This window comes from Frigoribacterium sp. Leaf8 (genome assembly GCF_001421165.1).
In the GTDB taxonomy this organism is placed as follows: Bacteria; Actinomycetota; Actinomycetes; order Actinomycetales; family Microbacteriaceae; genus Frigoribacterium.
Genome location: NZ_LMKB01000005.1, coordinates 627,531 through 648,249, shown reverse-complemented (window position 1 = coordinate 648,249; position 20,719 = coordinate 627,531). Strand labels below are relative to the sequence as shown.

At 68.4% G+C, this 20,719-nt stretch carries 16 protein-coding genes and 1 other RNA gene; 14 read left to right on the top strand and 3 right to left on the bottom strand.

The window, feature by feature from the left end; translation table 11 throughout:
- Window positions 1-35 precede the first annotated feature (35 nt).
- From ftsE to ssrA, 4 genes are all read left to right on the top strand, one after another.
- On the top strand, window positions 36-779 hold the full coding sequence (ftsE, locus tag ASL10_RS07725; RefSeq protein WP_043593759.1) for a cell division ATP-binding protein FtsE: 744 nt from the start codon (window positions 36-38) through the stop codon (window positions 777-779).
- Window positions 776-1,690: a permease-like cell division protein FtsX gene (ftsX, locus tag ASL10_RS07720; protein ID WP_056046104.1), complete on the top strand. Its 915-nt coding sequence runs from the start codon at window positions 776-778 to the stop codon at window positions 1,688-1,690. The genes ftsE and ftsX overlap by 4 nt, the downstream gene beginning before the upstream one ends.
- Before the next feature lie 116 nt (window positions 1,691-1,806).
- On the top strand, window positions 1,807-2,283 hold the full coding sequence (smpB, locus tag ASL10_RS07715; protein WP_056046102.1) for an SsrA-binding protein SmpB: 477 nt from the start codon (window positions 1,807-1,809) through the stop codon (window positions 2,281-2,283).
- A 129-nt stretch (window positions 2,284-2,412) separates the two neighbouring features.
- Window positions 2,413-2,790: a transfer-messenger RNA gene (gene ssrA, locus ASL10_RS15560) on the top strand.
- A gap of 280 nt (window positions 2,791-3,070) precedes the next feature.
- Here the strand turns inward: ssrA and ASL10_RS07710 are convergent.
- Together ASL10_RS07710 and ASL10_RS07705 are read right to left on the bottom strand one after the other, a co-directional pair.
- Window positions 3,071-4,606: a hypothetical protein gene (locus tag ASL10_RS07710; protein WP_056046100.1), complete on the bottom strand. Its 1,536-nt coding sequence runs from the start codon at window positions 4,604-4,606 to the stop codon at window positions 3,071-3,073.
- Window positions 4,607-4,831: 225 nt separating this feature from the next.
- On the bottom strand, window positions 4,832-5,716 hold the full coding sequence (locus ASL10_RS07705; RefSeq protein ID WP_056046098.1) for a LacI family DNA-binding transcriptional regulator: 885 nt from the start codon (window positions 5,714-5,716) through the stop codon (window positions 4,832-4,834).
- A gap of 41 nt (window positions 5,717-5,757) precedes the next feature.
- Between ASL10_RS07705 and ASL10_RS07700 the strand changes: the two genes are divergently transcribed.
- The 10 genes from ASL10_RS07700 to ASL10_RS07655 all read left to right on the top strand — a co-directional run bounded on the left by ASL10_RS07700 (window position 5,758) and on the right by ASL10_RS07655 (window position 19,368).
- Window positions 5,758-7,071: an ROK family transcriptional regulator gene (locus tag ASL10_RS07700; RefSeq protein ID WP_200922576.1), complete on the top strand. Its 1,314-nt coding sequence runs from the start codon at window positions 5,758-5,760 to the stop codon at window positions 7,069-7,071.
- Between the two features lie 480 nt (window positions 7,072-7,551).
- Entirely contained in the window at window positions 7,552-9,216 is a 1,665-nt protein-coding gene (locus tag ASL10_RS07695; RefSeq protein WP_157485319.1) for an ABC transporter substrate-binding protein, read from the top strand.
- 34 nt (window positions 9,217-9,250) lie between these two features.
- Entirely contained in the window at window positions 9,251-10,240 is a 990-nt protein-coding gene (locus ASL10_RS07690; RefSeq protein ID WP_056046096.1) for an ABC transporter permease, read from the top strand.
- Window positions 10,241-10,250: 10 nt separating this feature from the next.
- Window positions 10,251-11,246, top strand: coding sequence for an ABC transporter permease (locus tag ASL10_RS07685; protein ID WP_082460275.1), 996 nt, complete (start codon window positions 10,251-10,253; stop codon window positions 11,244-11,246).
- Complete coding sequence (locus ASL10_RS07680; RefSeq protein WP_082460274.1) at window positions 11,243-12,160, top strand: ABC transporter ATP-binding protein; 918 nt, start codon at window positions 11,243-11,245, stop codon at window positions 12,158-12,160. The genes ASL10_RS07685 and ASL10_RS07680 overlap by 4 nt, the downstream gene beginning before the upstream one ends.
- Window positions 12,157-12,972, top strand: a complete 816-nt coding sequence (locus ASL10_RS07675; RefSeq protein WP_056046094.1) for an ABC transporter ATP-binding protein — start codon at window positions 12,157-12,159, stop codon at window positions 12,970-12,972. The genes ASL10_RS07680 and ASL10_RS07675 overlap by 4 nt, the downstream gene beginning before the upstream one ends.
- A 159-nt stretch (window positions 12,973-13,131) precedes the next feature.
- Window positions 13,132-15,735 carry a beta-mannosidase gene (locus ASL10_RS07670; protein WP_056046091.1) on the top strand — a complete coding sequence of 868 codons (2,604 nt, stop codon included), beginning with the start codon at window positions 13,132-13,134 and terminating at the stop codon, window positions 15,733-15,735.
- Between the two features lie 111 nt (window positions 15,736-15,846).
- Window positions 15,847-16,896: an LCP family protein gene (locus ASL10_RS07665; protein ID WP_056046089.1), complete on the top strand. Its 1,050-nt coding sequence runs from the start codon at window positions 15,847-15,849 to the stop codon at window positions 16,894-16,896.
- A 75-nt stretch (window positions 16,897-16,971) separates the two neighbouring features.
- The gene (locus ASL10_RS07660) at window positions 16,972-18,225 is read left to right on the top strand and encodes a nucleotide sugar dehydrogenase (RefSeq protein ID WP_056046087.1); all 1,254 of its coding nucleotides are present in this window, start codon (window positions 16,972-16,974) and stop codon (window positions 18,223-18,225) included.
- A gap of 45 nt (window positions 18,226-18,270) precedes the next feature.
- The gene (locus tag ASL10_RS07655) at window positions 18,271-19,368 is read left to right on the top strand and encodes an acyltransferase (protein ID WP_162234602.1); all 1,098 of its coding nucleotides are present in this window, start codon (window positions 18,271-18,273) and stop codon (window positions 19,366-19,368) included.
- 79 nt (window positions 19,369-19,447) lie between these two features.
- Here ASL10_RS07655 and ASL10_RS07650 read toward each other — a convergent pair whose 3' ends face one another.
- Entirely contained in the window at window positions 19,448-20,719 is a 1,272-nt protein-coding gene (locus tag ASL10_RS07650) for an O-antigen ligase (protein WP_056046083.1), read from the bottom strand.

Below are 20,719 nucleotides of genomic sequence, written 5' to 3'. Positions count from 1 at the left end.
GATCGTCGCCGGCCGCACTTAGGGTGATCCCCGTCATGATTCGGTTTGATGAAGTCACCAAGGTCTACGTCGGCAACCCCCGGCCCGCGCTGAACGCCGTCACCCTCGAGATCCTCAAGGGCGAGTTCGTGTTCCTCGTGGGGGCGAGCGGCTCCGGCAAGTCGAGCTTCCTGCGGCTCGTGCTGAAGGAAGAGAAGCCGTCCCAGGGCCAGATCCACGTCCTCGGGCAGCGTCTGGGCACGCTCTCGAGCCGCAAGGTACCGTACTTCCGGCGCAACCTCGGCGTCGTGTTCCAGGACTTCCGGCTGCTGCCGCAGAAGAACGTGTTCGACAACGTCGCGTTCAGCCTCCAGGTCATCGGCAAGAGCAAGGGCTTCATCCAGGAGGCCGTGCCCGACGTCCTCAAGATGGTCGGCCTGGTCGGCAAGCAGCACCGTCTGCCGCACGAGCTCTCGGGCGGCGAGCAGCAGCGCGTCGCCATCGCCCGTGCGATCGTCAACAAGCCGGCGATCCTGCTGGCCGACGAGCCCACCGGCAACCTCGACCCGTCGACCAGCGCCGGCATCATGACCCTGCTCGAGCGCATCAACGCCGGCGGCACGACGGTCATCATGGCGACCCACGACGCGGGAATCGTCGACCAGATGCAACGACGGGTGATCGAGCTCAGTGCGGGCAACATCCTCCGCGACGAGCGTCACGGCGGCTACCAGACCCAGGCGGTGCCCATCCAGGCCATCGGGGTCGAGGACCTCAGCACGAGAGGGGCCGACGCATGAGACTCGGACTCGTCATGAGCGAGGTCGGCAGCGGCCTCCGTCGCAACGCCTCGATGGTCATCTCCGTCGTGCTCGTCACGTTCATCTCGCTGACCTTCGTCGGCACCGCGGCCCTGCTGCAGATGCAGATCACGCAGATGAAGGGCTACTGGTACGACAAGGCCCAGGTCGCCGTCTACCTCTGCACCGACACCGACACGACCGGCAACTGCACCGGGGCGATGGCGACCAAGGACCAGATCGACGGCGTCCGCGCCCAGCTCGACAGCGACGTCCTGACGCCCTACGTCGACAAGTTCTACTTCGAGGACCAGACCCAGGCCTACGACCGCTTCAAGCAGCAGTTCGCCGACAGCCCGGCCACCGAGTTCGTGCAGCCGGCGTACCTCAACGAGACTTTCTGGGTGAACCTCAAGGACCCGACGCAGTCCGACGTCCTCACCGAGAGCCTGTCGAGCCTGGCCGGCGTCCAGAGCGTCGTCGACCAGCGCGGGTACCTCGACCCGATCTTCTCGGTGCTGAACGCGGCGAGCTACACGGCCATCGGCATCGCCTCCCTCATGTTGATCGCTGCCGTGCTGCTGATCGCCACGACCATCCGGTTGAGCGCGTTCAGCCGGCGTCGAGAACTCGGCATCATGCGCCTGGTCGGGGCGTCCAACCGGTTCATCCAGACGCCGTTCATCCTCGAGGGGGTGATCGCGGCCCTCGTGGGCTCGTTGCTGGCCGGTGGGGCGATCGTCGCGATCGTCAACTTCTTCGTCAAGGGCTACCTGGCGGTGACCTTCCAGGGCACGCCGTTCATCGGACTGCGGGACGCCGCCCTGGTCGTGCCGATCGTCATCGTCGTCGGCATCCTGCTCGCAGCCCTCAGCGCGAACGTCGCCATCAGGCGCTACCTCAAGGTCTAGAAGCCGGCCCCGTGAAGGAGGCGCGGTGTCCGTCAGACGGGCACCGCGCCTCCTTCGCTGTATACTGAACGGCTGCCTGTCGGCAGCACCCCCACCCGAACGACCAGGAGGCCAGCGTGGCGAAAGAACGCGGTGAGAAGGTCGTGGCCACGAACCGCCGCGCGCGCCACGACTACACGATCGAGACGACGTACGAGGCGGGCATCGTCCTGAGCGGCACCGAGGTCAAGTCGCTGCGGCAGGGCCGCGCGTCGCTGGTCGACGGGTACGCGTTCGTCGACGCCGGCGAGGCCTGGCTCGACGCGGTGCACATCCCCGAGTACACCGAGGGCACCTGGAACAACCACGCACCCCGGCGCAAGCGCAAACTGCTGCTGCACCGCCACGAGATCGACAAGATCGGGCAGAAGACCAAGGAGGGCGGCTTCACGGTCGTCCCGCTCAAGATCTACTTCAGCGACGGTCGGGCCAAGGTCGAGATCGCCCTCGCGAAGGGAAAGCGCGAGTACGACAAGCGCCAGACCCTGCGCGAGCGCACCGCGACGCGCGAGGCGCAGTCGGCGATGTCGGCGCGCAAGCACCTGGGGGAGTGACCGGTCGGTCGTCGGGCACGGGCGGGCGGGTCGCCGACGGTGGCGCGAACGCGTCGGACGACGTAGACTGATGGGCCGCACGGAAACGTGCGTTGGTAATTCAAGAGCGTGTGACGACGGCCCCCTCATGGGGATGATCGGTTTCGACATCGCCTGTGTGCGAACGAGAAGCGGGCCGAGGATCCAGGGTTATCTCGTAAACGATCTCTGGAAAACAATAAGTGCCAATAACAAGCGCACTGACTTCGCTCTCGCTGCGTAAGCAGTAGAGCCACATGGAGTCCGTCAGTCTGGTGACCGCCTTCTAACCAGATCCTGACGTCATTTAGATGGCTTGCTGTGTGACTACGCCTGGGGGTCACACGGGACTTGCACTCGGGCTGGGCTCGTCGACCTAGAAGCCAGTAACAAAGGTCGGAGCCGAGCAGAACGCCTCATCTGGCTACGCCCGTAGAATGCGTGCAATCTCAGCGATGGACGGGGGTTCAATTCCCCCCATCTCCACCACCGGTCGTCGTCACACCTCTCGAACACCGAACGCCCCCGCCTCTCGAGGCGGGGGCGTTCGTGCGTCCCGGGCCTGAGCGGTCTGCGCGGTGTCGCACCGCCGGATGAGCATCGCACCGCCGAAGTGGACGGTGCGACGTTCATCCGGCGGTGCGACACCTGCGAAGGGGACCGGGGGCCGGGTGTGGCCGCCGCCGGACGCGGCACGGCCCTTGCCGGACGGGGAACGGCCCCCGCCGCTGCCGAGGCAGCGACGGGGGCCGTCGTCGTGGTGCGGGTGTTACTCGCCGGCCACGTCGGTGGTCGCGAGCTTCGCGCGGCGGCGAGCGAGGACCATCAGCGTCGAGCCGAGCAGCAGGACGGCGGCGCCGATGCCGATGGCGGCCTCGGTGCCCTCGCTACCCGTGTACGCCAGGCCCGTGGTGCCGGTGGCGATCGGGGTGGCGGGCAGGGCTGCGGGCGTCACGGCGGCGACAAGGCTGAACGCCACGTCGGCCGAGGGGTCCGAGACGATCGGCTGACCGGCGGCGTCGAGCACCGGCAGGCCGTCGGCGTCGAGGAGGAACGACACGGCGGCAGCCGTGTAGTCGTTCGGCGTCAGGGCGAGGGTGACGGTCCAGTTGCCGGCGGCGTCGACCACGATCGGGTCGGCGGGGTCGGCGGGGACCGCAGCGGCGGCGGCGCGTCCGTTCTCGGCGGCCTCGAGCTCGTCCAGCTGGTCCGTCGGGACGACGGCCAGCAGGATGTTCGAGCCGGGGGTGCCGGTGCCCTCGAAGGTGACCTGGTCACCGACGACGACCTGACCCTGGGTGGGCGAGGTGATGACCGGGGCGTCGAGGACGACGTCGGTCGGCGGGACGACCACTGCGGGCAGGTTGAACGAGCGGGGGACGTCACCCGAGCCCGCGCCGCCCGTGACCTGGGTCACGCGGACGGACTGCGCCACCGTGGCGTCGTCCGGGTAGGTGTAGTCGAGCGTCCAGCGGCCGTCGATGACGACGATCGCACCGGTGCCGGGGAGGCGGTTGCCGTCGGCGCCGAGGACGTTGACGGTCGAGCCGGAGGTGCCGGTTCCCGAGAAGGTGACGGTACGCGTGGCGGTGGTGGTGTCCGCGGCGGGCGTCTCGACGACGAGCGTCTGGCCCTGCGGCAGGACGAACGCGACGGGGGCGTCGCCGGTCCCGGAGCCACCCGTGACCTGGGTCACGCGCACGCTCTGGTTGCGGTCGACGGTCTCGGGGTAGGTGTACTGGAGCGACCACTGGCCGCCGACGACGGCGACGGCGCCGGTGCCGGGGAGGCGGTTGCCGTCGGTGCCGAGCACGTTGACGGTCGAACCCGAGATGCCGGTGCCCGAGAAGGTGACGGTGCGCGAGGCGAGCTGCTGGCCGACCTCGGGGGTCGTGACCGCGAAGACCTCGACCGGGGCGACGGCGGGCAGGCTGAACGAGCGCGTGACGGTCGGGTCGAAGCCGCTGAAGCCCTTCTCGCCGTCCACGAAGATGGTCTGCGCCACGATCGCCGTGTCGGGGTACTGGATCGTCGTCGAGAAGGCGCCGGTGGCGTCGGTGGTCGTGCGGGCGAGCACGGCTCCGTCGGTGTCGGTGTCCTTGATGATCACGTTGGCGTCGGCGATCGCCGTACCCGCCACGGTGACCAGACGCGAGTCCGTGGTCGAGGCGGCGGTCGGCGAGGTGACGATCAGGTCACTGTCGACGGCCTGGGCCGCCGTGGTGGAGAGGAGGGCCCCTCCGAGGGCGAGCGTGAGGACGGCCGGGACGGCCACCGCACGGCGCCAGGAGAACTTGGTGATCACGTGGTGAGTGCTTTCTTGATCGGTGGTGCAAGCGTCATCGCTTGTCCGCCCCCGGCCCAGCGCCGGGTGAGACGCGCAGCACGAAGGGAACCCCCCGTGCCCACCGAACCTATCCGGAACCTGAGAGAAACCCACCGAACTGTCCGGAATGCGCAGGGTGGTTGTCGGGTCACCCCTGTTTCACCTGGGTGGGAGTCGACACCGGGGCCGGCGGATCGGCAGGTGTCAGACCGGCGCGGGCCCCGACGACCCCCGCCGCACGAGCGACGCGGGTGGCGCCTCGACCGACGCCACGCCCTCACCCGCGAGCACGCCGAGCAGCATGCCGGCGGCCACCTCGCCGAGGCGTTGCACGTCGTGGCTGACCGCCGAGAGCGGGGGCGTCGACAACTGGCACTGCGACGAGTCGTCCCACGCCACGAGCGTCAGTCGCGTCGGCACCTCGACCCCGAGTCGTTGCGCCGCGGCGAGGCCGCCGAGCGCCATCTGGTCGTTGTCGAAGACGACGGCCGTCGGCGGCGTCGGCCCCGAGAGCAGACGCGAGAGGGCGGCCGCGCCGGCGTCCCACGAGTAGTCGCCCTCGATCGTCTCGACGACGGACGAGGAGGCGCGACTCGCGGCGACCAGCGCCTCCTGCCTGACCTGCGTGTGCAGCAGCGCTCCCGGGCCCGACACGTGCGCGAGTCGACGGTGCCCGTCCGCGACGAGCGCGGCGACGGTGTCGCGCATGGCCACGCCGTCGCCGGTCCAGACGGCGGGCAGGTCTCCCGAGAGGGCGGGGTCGCCGAGCACGACCGCGGGCAGGCCGAGCTCGCGCAGCAGGGCCGGTCGGGGGTCGTCGTCGGTGAGGTCGACGAGCACGACCGCGCCGAAGTCGCCCGAGGCCGCCCACCGCCGGTAGGCCGACAGCTCGGCGTCGCGGTCGGCGAGGGCCTGCAGCAGCAGGGTGTGGCCGCGCGGGCGCAGAACCCGTTCGATGCCGGCGATCAGTTCGTGGTAGAACGGCTCCGCCCCCAAGATCTCGCCGGGGCGGACGAGGGCGAGACCGACACGACGGCGGTCGCCCGGCCCGGCAGGGGCAACCCGGGTGTCGACGATCGAGTCGGTCATGCGCCCGAACCTACAGCCCCCGACAGGTCGGAGCGACGCCCGTGGTGACCCGCGACCCCGACCGGACCCCGACGCAGCCCCCTGCCCGGCCCGCGACGCCGTGGCGGTCGCACACCTCGGCGCCCACCCCGGCACAGCCCGCGATGCAGCCCACCTCGCAGCCGGCGCCCCAGCCCGCGCCGCAGACCAGCCGCGAACTCGTGGTCGACCTCGTGCGGTCGTCGGGCCCGATCAGCCGTGTCGAGCTCGCCCAGGCCAGCGGGCTGACGCAGGCGTCGATCTCGACGATCGTCCGGCGGCTGCTGGACGAGGGGCTCGTCCGGGAGACCGGCCGGGTCGCGTCGACCGGTGGCAAACCGCGCACGATGGTCGAGATCAACCCGCGTGCCGTCTACGGCATGGGAGTGCAGATCGGTGAGGACGCGCTCACCTACGTCGTCACCGACATGCGCGGGGGAGTCGTCGGGCGCCTGCAGGTCGACGCCGGGCCCGCCGCGTCCGACGACGTCACGGCCGCCGCGGTCCGCATCGTCGACGGCTTCCACGACGTCGTCGGCAGCCTCGGCCTCGCGAGCGGGGCGGTGGCCGGCCTGGCCGTCGTCGGTCCCCGTGCCACCCTCGCCCACGGGGTGCGTACCGGGCCCCGGTCGACCGAGAGCGCCCTCCACGCCGGGCTGCACGCCGCGCTGGCCCTGCGCCTCGGCCTGCCCGTGATCGTCGACAACGATGCGGCGGCCGCCGCGCTCGGCGAGTTCTGGAGTCGCCAGGTGCCGCGCTCCGAGACGTTCGCCTGCGTCTACCTCGGGACGGGGGTCGGTTCCGGCATCGTGCTCGACGGGGCCCTGCACCGGGGCGCGAGCTCGGGCGCCGGAGAGCTCGGCCACGTGTCGATCGACCTCGACGGCGAGCCCTGCTACTGCGGCAACCGCGGCTGCCTCGAGCTCGCGGCGTCGCCCGGGGCCGTCGTCGCCCGGGCCCGGCGCGACGCCGCCGCGTTCGACGACCTCGGCCTCGCCTGGGCGCCGGGCGGGGTCGCGCGCGACTTCGACCTGCTCGCCCGCGCGGCGATCGCCGGTCACGCCGCGGCCGACGGGCTCGTCACGCGCGCCGCCGAGCAGCTCGCCGCCGGGGTCGTCACGCTCGCCAACCTGCTCGACCTCGACCGCGTCGTGCTGAGCGGACCCGGGGTCGCGGTCGCCGGCTCGATCTACGCCCGGGCGGCCGTCGAGGCCCTGGCCCGCACGGCGTTCTCACGAGGCGTGCACACCACGAGGGTCGAGGTCTCGACCGACCCGCGCGACGCGGCCGCGATCGGTGCGGCCGCCCTCGTCGTGCAACGCGCCATCTCGCGCTGACCCCGCGACGGTGCCCGGACCCGGCCCGCGCCTCCTCGGCACCGCGAGTCGTGCACTGCACCGGGTCCGGTCGGCGGCCCGGGCGGGCCCGCACGCCTCCGCGCCGCGTTCCGTGCAGCACACCGCGTCTAGTCGGGGTGCCGTGCACGAAACGCGGTGTGGTGCGTGGGGAGGTACGCCGCGCAGCGTGCCCCCGCTGCCCGGGCGGGCCCACCTGCCTCCGCGCCGCGTTCCGTGCAGCGCACCGCGTCTCGTCGGGGTGCTGTGCACGAAACGTGGTGTGGTGCGGGCCGGGCCAGCGCGGGCCGGGCGAGCGCGGGTCGGGCCGGTGTGGTTCGTCGCGGCACCGCAGGAGGCGCGGGTCACGATCCCGACACGTCCTCACGACTTTCTTGACTCGCTTACGTAAGTCGTCTAAGAAAGACCCCGGGACCAGGCGACGGCGCCTGGCACGACGAAGGGTCGACGATGCCTCTCTCCATGACCAACCGCCGACGGGTCGGGTTCGGTGCGATCGCACTCGCGACCGCCGCGGGCCTCGCGCTCACCGGGTGCACCGCCTCGAGCGGCGGCGACGAAGGCGGCATCACCGCCAACACGGGCCCGGCGGGCGACCTCACGGCCAACTTCAACCCGTTCTCGGCCACGGCCGACAGCACCTCGCAGGGCCTGCTCTACGAGCAGCTGTTCTACTACAACGTGCTCACCGGCGCCGACCCCAAGCCCATGCTGGGCGAGGAGTACGAGTGGAACGACGACGGCACCGAGCTGACCGTCGACCTGCGCACCGGCGTGCAGTGGAGCGACGGCGAGGACTTCACGGCGGACGACGTCGCGTACACGTTCCAGACGATGCTCGACAAGCCCGAACTGAACCGCGTCGGCTTCGAGGGCACCGTCGAGGCCACGGACGACGACACGGTGGTCTTCACCTTCGCCGACACCTCGTTCGTCAAGGGCCCGGACATCCTCGGCCAGGCCGCGATCGTGCCCGAGCACGTCTTCTCGAAGCTCTCCGACATCGCGACCGACCCGGTCGAGAAGCCGATCGGCACCGGGCCGTACATGCTCGACACCTTCACCCCGCAGAGCTACGTCTACAAGGCGAACCCGAACTACTGGCAGTCGGGCAAGCCCGAGGTCAAGAGCATCCGGTACATCGCCCTGGCGAACAACACCTCGGCCACCGACGCGGTCGTCGGCGGCGACCTCGACTGGTCGAGCATCTTCATCCCCGAGGCCGACAAGGTGCTCGGCAGCAACCCCGACGTCAGCTACGTCGCCACCCCGCTGCAGCAGATCACGTTGATGACCTGCTCGAACGCCGACCTCGGCTGCACGGGCCCGCAGACCGACCCGGCCGTGCGCCAGGCGATCTACAAGGCGATGAACCGCGACCAGCTGAACGACCTGGCCTTCTCGGGCACGAACAAGCAGATCTCGCCGACCTTCATGACCCTCGGTCGTGACGACGACTACATCAGCCCCGACGTCGAGAAGGAGACGCCGATGACGGCCGACACCGAGGGCGCCGACGCGCTCCTGCAGTCGGCCGGCTACGCGAAGGGCTCGGACGGCATCTACGCCAAGGACGGCCAGAAGCTGCAGCTCGAGATCCAGGTCGTCACCGGCTACTCGGACTACATCGCGGCGATCGACGCCATGGCCGAGCAGCTGCGCGCGGTCGGCATCGAGATCACGCAGAGTGCCAAGTCGTACAACGAGTGGGTCGCCGCCCGCAACAACGGGCAGTTCCAGCTGACGATGGACTCGCTCGGCCAGGGCCCGTCGACCGACCCGTACTACCTCTACAACGGCAACTTCGACTCGACGACGACCTCGCCGGTGGGCGAGCAGGCGATCAACAACTTCGCCCGCTACTCGAACCCGACCGTCGACGCCGCGATCGTCGCGGCCGAGCAGACCGACGACGTCGCGGCCAAGACCGAGCAGTACTTCACGATCCAGAAGGAGATCGTGGCGGACATGCCGTACATCCCCGTGCTGCTGCAGTCCACGCTCACCGAGTTCAACAACGCGAAGGTGACCGGCTGGCCCACGGGCGACGACGACACCGAGAACTTCCCGGCGACGTGGAAGACCTGGGACAACGCCCAGACCGTCCTGAACCTGAAGCTCAAGTGATCGTGGTCGGGACCGAGAAGGTCAGGAGGCGCGGATGAGGTACGTCGCGCAGAAGGTCGGCTTCTACGCGGTCGCGTTGTTCGCGGCCCTGACGCTGAACTTCTTCATCCCGCGGTTGCTGCCCGGTGACCCCGTGGACATCCTGCTGGCCAAGATGCAGCAGAAGGGACCGGTCAGCGAGGCGACCGTGACCAGCCTGCGCCTCCTTCTCGGTTCCGACTCGGACGAACCCCTGTTCTCGCAGTACGTGCAGTACCTCGGCAACCTGGCCCGGGGGGACCTCGGCATCTCGGTGTCGTACTTCCCGGCCGGGGTGTCGACCATCATCGGCCAGGCCATCCCGTGGACGATCGCCCTGATCGGCATCGCGACGATCCTGTCGTTCGTCTTCGGGGTGGGTCTCGGGACCCTCGCCGGCTGGAAGCGCGGTTCGGTGCTGGACAACTTCATCCCGGTGACGACGATGTTCCAGGCGGTGCCGTACTTCTGGCTCGCGCTCATCCTGTTGTACGTGTTCGGCAGCGTCCTGCGGGTGTTCCCGCTGTCGGGCGGCTACAACGTGTACGAGGCGACGCCGGGGCTCAACTGGACGTTCGTCCAGAGCGCGGTGCTCTACGGCACGCTGCCGGCGTTGACGATCATCATCTCGTCGATCGGCGGCTGGCTGCTCGGCATGCGCAACATGATGGTGTCGACCCTCAGCGAGGACTACATCGTCACCGCCGAGGCCAAGGGCCTGTCGCCGATGCGCATCCGCCAGAGCTATGCGGCCCGCAACGCGGTGCTGCCGCAGTTCGCGGGCTTCGCGATCTCGCTCGGGTTCGTCGTGTCGGGCTCGATCGTGACCGAGCAGGTGTTCTCGTACCCGGGCATCGGCAACGCGCTCTTCACGGCGACGCAGAACAACGACTACGCGCTGATGCAGGGCATCTTCCTGGTCATCACCCTCGCCGTGCTGGGGACGAACTTCATCGTCGACCTGATGTACGGCTTCATCGACCCGCGCACGCGCGCCAAGCGTTAGGACGACGAGCATGTCCACGATCGACCTCGGCCAGCTCGCCGACCCGAACTCGCCCACCGGCGACAGCGGCGCGGGCACCGGCCGGAAGGGCCTCAAGCGGGTCTTCCCGCACGTGACGCCCAAGCTCTGGGTGGGGGCGGGCATGATCGCCGCCATCGCCCTGTTCGGCCTGGTCTTCCCGTTCGTCGTCCAGAACCCGCAGGCCATCAGCGACGTCGGCCTGAGCGCCCCGAGCGGGGAGCACCTGCTCGGCACCACGCAGACCGGGCAGGACGTCTTCGCCCAGCTGGCCTACGCGACCCGCGGCTCGCTGCTGATCGGCGTGCTGGTCGGCGTCGTCGCGATGGCGTTGGCCATCGTCTTCGGCGTGATCGGCACCTACGTCGGCGGGTTCGTCGACGAGGCGTTCTCGCTGTTCTCGAACGTCGTGCTGGTCATCCCCGGCCTGCCGCTCGCCATCATCGTGTCGAGCTACGTGCCGCAGAAGGGCCTCGTGGTGATCGCCTTCGTGATCGTCATCACGAGCTGGGCGGCCAGCGCCCGCGTGCTGCGTGCCATCACGCTGAGCCTGCGGTCGCGCGACTACGTCGCCGCGTCGCGGGTGTCGGGCGAGAAGACCTGGCGCATCGTCGCCGTCGAGATCCTGCCCAACGTGCTGCCCGTGCTGGCCAGCCAGTTCTTGTTCGCGGTGATCTTCGCGATCCTCGCCGAGGCGGGACTGTCGTTCCTGGGGCTCGGCGTCTCGGGCCAGTTCACCTGGGGCTCGATGCTCTACTTCGCGCAGAACGGGCTCGCGCTGCGACTCGGCGCCTGGTGGTGGTTCGTGCCGCCGGGGCTGATGATCGCGCTGCTGGGGTGCGCGCTGTCGCTGATGAACTTCGCCATCGACGAGATCATCAACCCGAAGCTGCGCGACCAGACCCGGGCCGGCGTCAGCCGGGCCGACCGCAAGCGACTGGCGCGGGCCGAGGCCGCCGCCGGCACCACCGAGGGGGCCACCGCATGAGCACCGTCCTGACCGTCGAGGACTTCAGCGTCGACTACGCCGTCGAGCACCCCGTGCACGCCGTCAAGAACGTCAGCTTCGAGCTGGCCCGGGGCGAGATCCTCGGGCTGGCGGGCGAGTCGGGCTGCGGCAAGACGACGCTCGCCTACGGCATCAACCGGCTGCTCAAGGCGCCGGCCGTGATCACGGGCGGTCGGGTGGTCTTCCACGACGCCGAGGGCGCCGACATCCTGCTGCCCGAGCTCGACGACAAGGCGTTGCGGGCGTTCCGCTGGGACAAGCTGTCGATGGTGTTCCAGGGGGCGATGAACGCGCTCAACCCGGTGACGACGATCCAGGCCCAGCTCGAGGACGTCTTCAAGACCCACCGGCCGTACTGGAAGAAGGCCGACCGCGTCGAGCGGGCGGGCAAGCTGCTCGAGACCGTCGGGGTCGACCGCAACCGACTCCGGTCGTATCCGCACGAGCTCTCGGGCGGCATGCGCCAGCGCGTGATGATCGCGATGGCGCTCGCCCTCGGCCCGCAGATGATGATCATGGACGAGCCGACCACCGCCCTCGACGTCGTGGTGCAGCGCGAGATCCTGCGGGAGATCGGGCGGTTGCGCGACGAGTTGGGCTTCGCGGTCATCTTCATCACGCACGACCTGCCGTTGCTGCTCGAGATCAGCGACCGCATCGCCGTGATGCGCGCGGGCGAGATCGTCGAGATCGGGGAGTCCACCGAGCTCTACACGAACCCGCAGCACGAGTACACGAAGAAGCTGCTCGGGTCGTTCCCGAGCCTCACGGGCGACCGCGGGGCGTTCATCCGCAGCGGGGTCGACGAGACGGCCGGGGACGGCGCGACCCGCGCCTCCTCGGGGCACGAACCGGCGACGTCCGTCGCCACGAGCACAGGAGGCGCGGCGTGAGCACGCTCGAGTTCCGGAACGTCGTCAAGGACTACCGGGTGCGCGGGGGCCGGGGTGAGAAGGGTCGCCTGCGCGCGGTGGACGACGTCAGCTTCACGCTGGAGGCCGGCAAGACGGTGGCCCTGGTCGGTGAGAGCGGCAGCGGCAAGTCGACCATCGCCAAGATGCTGCTGCAGCTCGAACGGCCGACGAGCGGCTCGATCGTGCTCGACGGTGCGGTCGCGCCCCGGCACGGCGAGGCCCTCCGTCGCTACCGGAGCGACGTGCAGATGGTCTTCCAGGACCCGTTCGCCTCGCTCAACCCGTTCCACTCGATCGGGCACCACCTGGCGCGGCCGCTGCTGCTGCACGGCAAGGCGACCCGCTCGACGGTCGACGAGAAGGTGCGCGACCTGCTCGGGCGGGTGCAGCTCGGCCCGGCCGCCGACGTCGCCGCGCGTCGACCGCACGAGCTGTCGGGCGGGCAGCGGCAGCGCGTGGCGATCGCCCGGGCCCTGGCGCCCGAGCCGCGCATCCTGATCGCGGACGAGCCGGTCTCGATGCTCGACGTGTCGATCCGGCTCGGGGTGCTCAACCTGCTGGCCGACCTGCAGCGGCAGGAGGACCTCGGCGTTCTCTACATCACGCACGACCTGGCGACGGCCCGCCACTTCTCGGACGAGATCCTCGTGATGTACAAGGGGCAGGTGGTCGAGCGCGGGACCCCCGACGAGGTCATCCTGAACCCGCAGCACCCCTACACGCAGCAGCTCGCCGAGGCCGCGCCCGACCCCGAGAAGCGCATCGCTGAGCGGCGCGCCGCCCGCGCCTGACCGGCACCGCCCCTCCTGCGCCTGAACCGCGCCCCATCCGCCCGGCCATGAACCCGGTTTCGAACGTTGCCCCCCGTTGCTTCCGGGTGTTTCGTTCGAAACGGGGTTCATGGTGGGCGGGCCCGACTCCACGCCACACCCTCGATCGCTGGGAGCGACATGAGCACCACCGACACCACCACCACCGGCACCACCACCCGCGCGACGCAGCGCACCGTCCGCACCCTGCACACCGGCTGGAGCCTGCGCAGCACTGCGGGCCCCGTGCCTCCCGAGATCGCGGCCGTCGACGTGCCCGCGACCGTCCCGGGCACGGTGCACACCGACCTGCTGGCGGCCGGCCTGATCGTCGACCCGTACCTGGACGCGAACGAGCACCTGCTCGCCTGGATCGGGCAGGCCGACTGGTCGTACGCGACGACGTTCGACTGGCGGCCCGACGGGCACGACCGTCACGAGCTGGTCTTCGCGGGCCTCGACACCGTGGCCACCGTGTTGCTCAACGGCGAGGTCGTCGCCGAGACGCGCAACCAGCACCGCACCTACCGGGTCGGGGTCGACGGACGGCTCCGCGAGGGGTCGAACGACCTCGAGGTGCGCTTCGGGTCGCCCGTGGCCTACGCCGACGCGCAGAGCCTGGCGCTCGGCTACCGGCCGCACGTGAACCACCACCCCTACAACGCGATCCGCAAGATGGCGTGCAGCTTCGGCTGGGACTGGGGGCTCGACACGGCGACCTCGGGCATCTGGAAGCCGGTGACGCTCGAGTCGTGGTCGTCGGTGCGGCTGGCGTCGGTCCGACCGGTCGTGACGGTCGACGGGGCGCGGGGCGTCGTCGACGTGCACGTCGACCTCGAGCGCGCCGGGGCGTCGGTCGGGGACGGGGCCGCCCCGGTGACCGTCCGGGCGACCGTCGGCGCCGTCACGCAGGAGGCGCGGGTCGAGTCGGGCGTGGACTCCACGGTCGTGCAGGTGGTCGTCGACGACCCCGAGCTCTGGTGGCCGCGGGGGCACGGCGGGCAGCCGCTGTACGACGTGACGGTCTCGGTGACCGGGGGAGGGGACGGGGACGTGGGCCGCGCCTCCTCGGGGGGTGACGGCGACGGAGTCGACGCGACCCGCGCCTCCTCGGCTGACGGGGAGCGGGCAGGCGACGTGCTCGACGAGTGGTCGTCGCGGATCGGGTTCCGCACCGTCGAGGTGCAGGTCGAGCCCGACGAGGTCGGCACGAGCTTCACGGTGGTGGTGAACGGCGAGCCGCTGTGGATCAAGGGGGCGAACTGGATCCCCGACGACGCGTTCCCGCACCGCATCGGGCGCGACCGGTACCGGGACCGCATCGAGCAGGCCGAGTTCGGCAACGTGAACCTGCTGCGGGTGTGGGGTGGCGGCATCTTCGAGTCGGACGACTTCTACGAGCTGTGCGACGAGCGCGGCATGCTCACCTGGCAGGACTTCCTCTTCGCCTGTGCCGCCTACGCGGAGGAGGACCCGCTGCGCGGCGAGGTCGAGGCCGAGGTGCGCGACAACGTGACGCGGCTCATGACCCACCCGAGCCTGGTGCTGTGGACGGGAAACAACGAGAACATCTGGGGCCACGACGAGTGGGGCTGGGAGCGCCGGCTCGACGGGGCGACCTGGGGGCTGGGCTACTACCTCGACCTGCTGCCGGCGCTGGTGGGCGAGCTCGACCCGGGGCGTCCGTACGCGGCGGGCAGCCCCTGGTCGGGCAGCCTCGACGTGGCGCAGAGCGATCCCGACCACGGGTCGGTCCACCTGTGGGAGCAGTGGAACCGCAAGGACTACCCGACGTACCGCGACGTCGTGCCGCGCTTCGTGGCCGAGTTCGGCTGGCAGGGGCCGCCCACCTGGTCGGCGATGACCCGGGCGATCCACGACGAGCCGCTGACGCCCGAGTCGCCCGGCATGATCGTGCACCAGAAGGCCATGCAGGGCAACGACAAGCTGACCGACGGCCTGCTGGCGCACTACCGGCTGCCCGACGAGATCGAGGCGTGGCACTGGGCGATGCAGCTGAACCAGGCGAACGCGGTGCAGGTGGCGCTCGAGCACTTCCGCTCGCACGCCCCGCGGTGCAGGGGAGCCGTGGTGTGGCAGATCAACGACTGCTGGCCGGTGACGTCGTGGGCCGCCGTCGACGGCGACGGGCAGCGCAAGCCGCTGCTCTACGCGATGCGGCACGCGTTCGCCGACCGGCTCGTGACGATCCAGCCCCGGGACGGCGGCCTCGCCGTGGTCGTGGTCAACGACACCGAGGAGGCGCTGGCCGGCCCGCTCACGGTGCGTCGCGTCGCGTACGACGGGCGCGTCCTCGCCTCGGAGCAGGTGTCGCTCACGGTGGCGGCCCGCGACACGGTGACCGTGCCGGTGCCCTCGGCCGTGGCGGCGTTCGGTGCTCCGGAGTCGGAGCTGCTCGTGGCGTCGGTGGACGGGGTCTCACGTGGACTGTGGTTCCCGGTCGAGCCGCGGGACTCGGCGCTCGCCGCGGCGTCGCTGTCGACGTCGGTGACCGCGCTGGGCGAGGGTTCGGGCTACCGGGTCGAGGTGACGGCGGGTTCGCTCGTGCGTGACCTGGCCCTGCTCGTCGACAAGGTCGACCCTGCCGCGACGGTGGACGAGATGCTCGTGACTCTGCTGCCGGGCGAGGCGGCCGTGTTCACAGTGGCGTCCGAGGTGGTGGGCGTGGGGGAGGAGTTCGCCACGCAACGGGTGTTGCGTACCGCGAACGAGTTGGTCGGGTGAGGGAGGCCGTCGTCCGGGGCGGGGGAGTCCGGCGAGGAATCTTCGGCTCCTTGTTATAGTCAGGTGCGCTGTGGCCGAGATCCGTGACCGAGTGCTAGGGGAGCGAGCCGCATGAGCGACATCTTCACGCTGACGCCGGACGAAGGCGACGGTGGCGAGCCGACGCCGCAGAAGAAGCGCGGGCGGCGTCGTTCGAAACCGGTCATCGCTCTGATCACGCTGGCGTCGGTGCTGGTGGGGGTCATCGTGATCGTCGGGGTCGTGGGCGGCGTCTACGCGTCGCGGCTGGCGAACTCGTTCAACGACAACGCGACGAAGATCGAGCAGGCCTTCCCCGAGGAGTCGACGCGTCCGGCGCCGGCACCCGACGGGGCGATGAACATCCTGTTGATGGGTTCGGACTCCCGGGCCGACGCGACGACCATCGACGACCCGTCGTCGTCGGACCAGCGGACCGACTCGATGATGCTCGTGCACGTCGACGCCGACCGCGAGAACGTCTACGTGATGTCGATCATGCGCGACCTCTACGTGCCGATCCCCGGCCACGGCTCGAACAAGATCAACGCGGCCTTCGCCTACGGCGGCTCACCCCTGACTGTCCAGACTGTCGAGCAGCTGCTCGGCGTCCGCATCGACCACGTGGCCATCATCGACTTCGAAGGCTTCAAGGGCATGACCACGGCACTGGGCGGGGTCGACGTGTTCTCGCCGCAGGCGTTCTCAGCCGGTGAGTACTCGTACGTAGCCGGTCTGAACAAGCTCGAAGGCGACCGGGCTCTCCGCTTCGTCCGGGAACGTCATGCTTTTGCCGATGCGGACTTCACCCGCGTCAAGAACCAACAGGCGTTCGTCAAGGGCCTGGCGAACACGGTCCTGAGCCGGTCGACGCTGACCGACCCGGGCAAGGTCTCGGCATTCGTCACCGCGATGTCGCCCTACCTCACCGTCGACAAGCAATTCGACATCGGAACGATCGCCTCGCTCGGTGTCAGCCTGCGGTCGATCGACACGTCCAAGATGCACTTCTTCACCGTCCCGACGGCCGGCACCGGCTCGGTCGGAGGCCAGTCCATCGTGAACGTCGACCAACCAGGCCTCGACGCCGTCAAGGCCGCCCTGGCCAACGACTCGTTGAACACCCTGCCCATCAGCCAGTAGCAGCACTCATCTGGCAATCACGCCGCATCGCACGTGTTCGCGTCGTCGCGTCACGATCAAAAGAGAGTCACGAAAATGAAGACGGTCATCGTAGGTCAGGGGTACGTGGGACTGCCGGTCGCCATGAGGGCGGTCGAGGCAGGCCACGTCGTCGTAGGCATCGACCTCGACGTCAATCGAATCGAACTGCTTCAAGCGGGCACATCGTACGTCGATGACATCAGCGATGCCACGCTGACCAGCGCGCTTGACAGTGGTCGCTATCTGGCGACCACCCAATACGATGACGTCGAGGGCTTCGATTTTGCGGTCATCACCGTACCCACCCCGTTGCGGGATTCCCTGCCCGATCTCAGTTTCATCGAGAAGTCAGCCGCTTCACTGGCGCCATTCGTCAGGCCTGGGGTCACGGTCATTCTCGAGTCGACGACCTACCCGGGCACCACAGAAGAACTCCTGTCTCCCATTCTCGAAAGCGGATCAGGCCTTCGAGCAGGCGTAGATTTCTACGTTGGATACAGCCCAGAGCGCATCGACCCCGGCAATAAAGTCTGGGGATTCAAGGAGACGCCGAAGGTCGTCTCGGGCATGAATCCAGTTTCGCTGAAGAGCGTTCAGGGCTTTTACGACGAACTCGTGGACACCACCGTGCCAGTGTCCGGTACGAAGGAGGCCGAGCTCACGAAGTTGCTGGAGAACACTTTTCGACACGTCAACATAGCCCTCGTGAACGAGTTGGCCATCTTCGCCGATCAACTCGGAGTCAACGTCTGGGAGAGCATCGAAGCAGCGTCGTCGAAGCCATTCGGATTCATGAAGTTCACACCGGGCCCGGGCGTGGGGGGTCATTGTCTTCCCGTCGATCCGAGCTACCTTTCCTGGCAGGTACGCAAGCAACTCGGTATGAATTTCCGCTTCGTCGAGCTTGCGAACGACGTGAACGACCACATGCCGAATTATGTGGTACAGCGGGTGATGACCATGCTGAACGATCGATCGAAGTCGGTTCGAGGAGCCCGGATCAGTCTCGTTGGACTCGCGTACAAACCGAATACTGGTGACATCAGAGAAGCGCCGTCTATCCGAATCATCGAGCTCCTCCTCGGTCTCGGTGCCGTCGTGAGCGGCCTCGACTCCCACGTCGAAGACCACCGATGGCCGTCGGGCGTCGTCCGGGTCCCCTCAGTCGAGGCCGCGGTCGACGAAGCGGACTTGGTCATCGTCTTGACCAACCACGCTGACATCGAACTGAATGTGTTGTCGACGTCGGGAGTCCCCGTCTTCGATGCGAGGAACGTGGTCACGGGGCCAGAAGTGGAAAGACTCTGATGGTCTGTTCCGTGATCCGTCTCCGAGACGTGGCCTAGGGTGCCGGTGGCTGCCGGCACGTCTGCCCCGAAATTGTCACAGGGCTTGCCCCGAGACAACAACTTCGATTTCCTCCGGCTGCTCGCAGCGCTGACCATCGTGGTGCATCACGTCGTCTTCTACGTCGATGTCCAATTCCTGTGGGTCACTCGGGAGAACAATTGGTGGTTTTCGGGCGGAGTGCCTCTCTTCTTCATCCTGAGTGGCATGCTCATCTACGCCTCCGCGGAGAAAGCATCCGACACCGGCCGCCGTTGGCGCGAGTTCTACTTCAACCGCTTCCTTAGGATCGCTCCCGCTCTCTACATCTGTCTTGCGGGAACACTTCTCATCCTCGCCGCTGCGGGATCCTTGACCGCAGCCAGCCCACGGGAGGTTCTGGCGCTCGTCGGTAGTTACCTTTTCTTCGTCCCGGTCTACAACCCGGACTTTGTCGGCGCTTTCGGCGGCGGAATCGTCAACAGCAGCCTGTGGACGATTCCGGTCGAGGTGTCCTTCTACGTCGTCGTGCCCCTGCTGGTCAAGATGCGGGCCAAGACGAATTGGCGTTGGATGATCGCCGTCGTTCTGGTCGTCGGCATAAGCAGCCTCCTCCTCTATGCCGCTGTGGGTGGCAACGCGGCGGCGTCTCGCCTCTGGCTCCTGTTCGGGCTGTCCTTTGCCCCGTACCTCTTCTACTTCGCCCTCGGCATGATCATCGGCCACACGTGGCGGAGCATTCCTTGGCGTGGTGATGTAGCCCTGATCGCTGTGGTGCTCTACTTCGCCATCACGATCAACGGGTTGGGTATCTCGCCGCAGGCAGATCTACTCGTCAATGCTGCCGCGGCGATTCCGCTTGCTTACTCCGCCACTTGGCTCGGGCTGAAAGGGCCACGCGTTCTACGGCGCTTCACTTCCAGGGTCGGCGACCTGAGTTTCAGTTCTTACCTCTGGCACCAGGTGTTCATCAACGTGGTTCTCCTGACCGGCTTCGCCCGCCTCCTCACCGGCGAGGCCCTCGTTGCGATGGTGCTCGCTGCAACGGTCGCAGTGGCGTTGCTGTCTTGGTGGTTCGCGGAGAAGCCCGCTCTCCGCCTGAAGCGGTATTCACTCCGGTCCTGACGGGCCGCCCTCGCCAGCAGGCTCTTGGCCTCGCCGGTGACTCGACGGTGATCACCGTCGATGATCGAACCTCACGCCCTCAGATACGACGGGAGGGAGGCCCTGCGAGGGGTTTGTTGATGATGGTCGCGAAGGGGCTCGCTGGTCGGGACGCATCGAAGCCCGAAGGGGTGGGCGCTTCCCGCGGTGTCATGAGGCCTTGGCCCAGCACGATGGAGAGCAACAAGACCTTCGACAAGCCGACGTAGAGGCCGTCCGGCTCGAGCAGCGAAGTCATGAGCACGATGATCGCCATGCAACGAACGACGAACACATGCCCCCCACCCGGTATCGGGCGCCTGAACAGAACGATGGACAAGGCGACGGTGAGGAGGACAGCCACCATCAGCCCGACGAAGCCTGCCTCGATCGCGAACGTCAAGAACGGAGTGTGCGGGTTGAGGGACTCGAGATCGTTGGGCGTTGCCCCGAAGACCGGGTCTGCGACGAACGCCTGCCACGCCTTCGCGTTGAGGTCACCACGGCCTGTCGTGACATCCGAGGAGTCGGACCTCAGGATCAGCGTCTCGAGCTGCGACCTGAAGCGGACCATGACAGCGAGACCGAGCCCCGCGAGGAGCGCGATGCGAATGCGGCTCCGGCGGCTCTTGTGCAGGAGCATGGCTCCGACCGCCACGGCGAGTGAGAGGACCCCACCACGACCTTGGCTCTCGTAGAGGCCACCGAGGAGAACTGCCAGTACGACAAGTCGGAAGGTCAGCACGATCAAGCGTGCCCCGCCTTGCGGTCGCGGCCACAACCACGAGGACAAGGTCAGGACTGCGGCGATCGCGAGCAACGGGGCCAGGGTCGTGCTGTTGAAGCTGAAGCCCGAGTACCTGAAACCGAATGCGCTGGGCATTCCGAAGAAGGGCAGGCCGGCGACTTGGAGGGCGATGTCGGCTGCGCTGGCGGCCATTCCGAGGATGAAACCGCGCAGGAGGTCCTTGTGGAGCCCCCGCCTCTGAGACAGCAGTACTCCTGCCAGCGCGGAGAGTATCCCGATGATTCCACGAACTAGTTGTTCCGGACTGCCATCGAGTCCTTTTGCGACGGAGGCCAGGCCGATGAAGACGAGACCGGCGAAGCACATCAAGACGAACGGGTTTCCGTCCCGCGAAGTGTCACGGCGGGTTCGAACGAACAGGATGATGAGAAGCCCGTAGCGCGAAGCATCGAGGTACGTCGGGTTGACGCCGGAGATGAAGTCGATCGGCAAGATGACTCCGAGTGCGAACGCGACGGCCCTCTTCGGGAGGAGGAAAGCGGTGGCTATCCCGAGAACGGCGAGGAATGCGAGAACCAAGGTCAT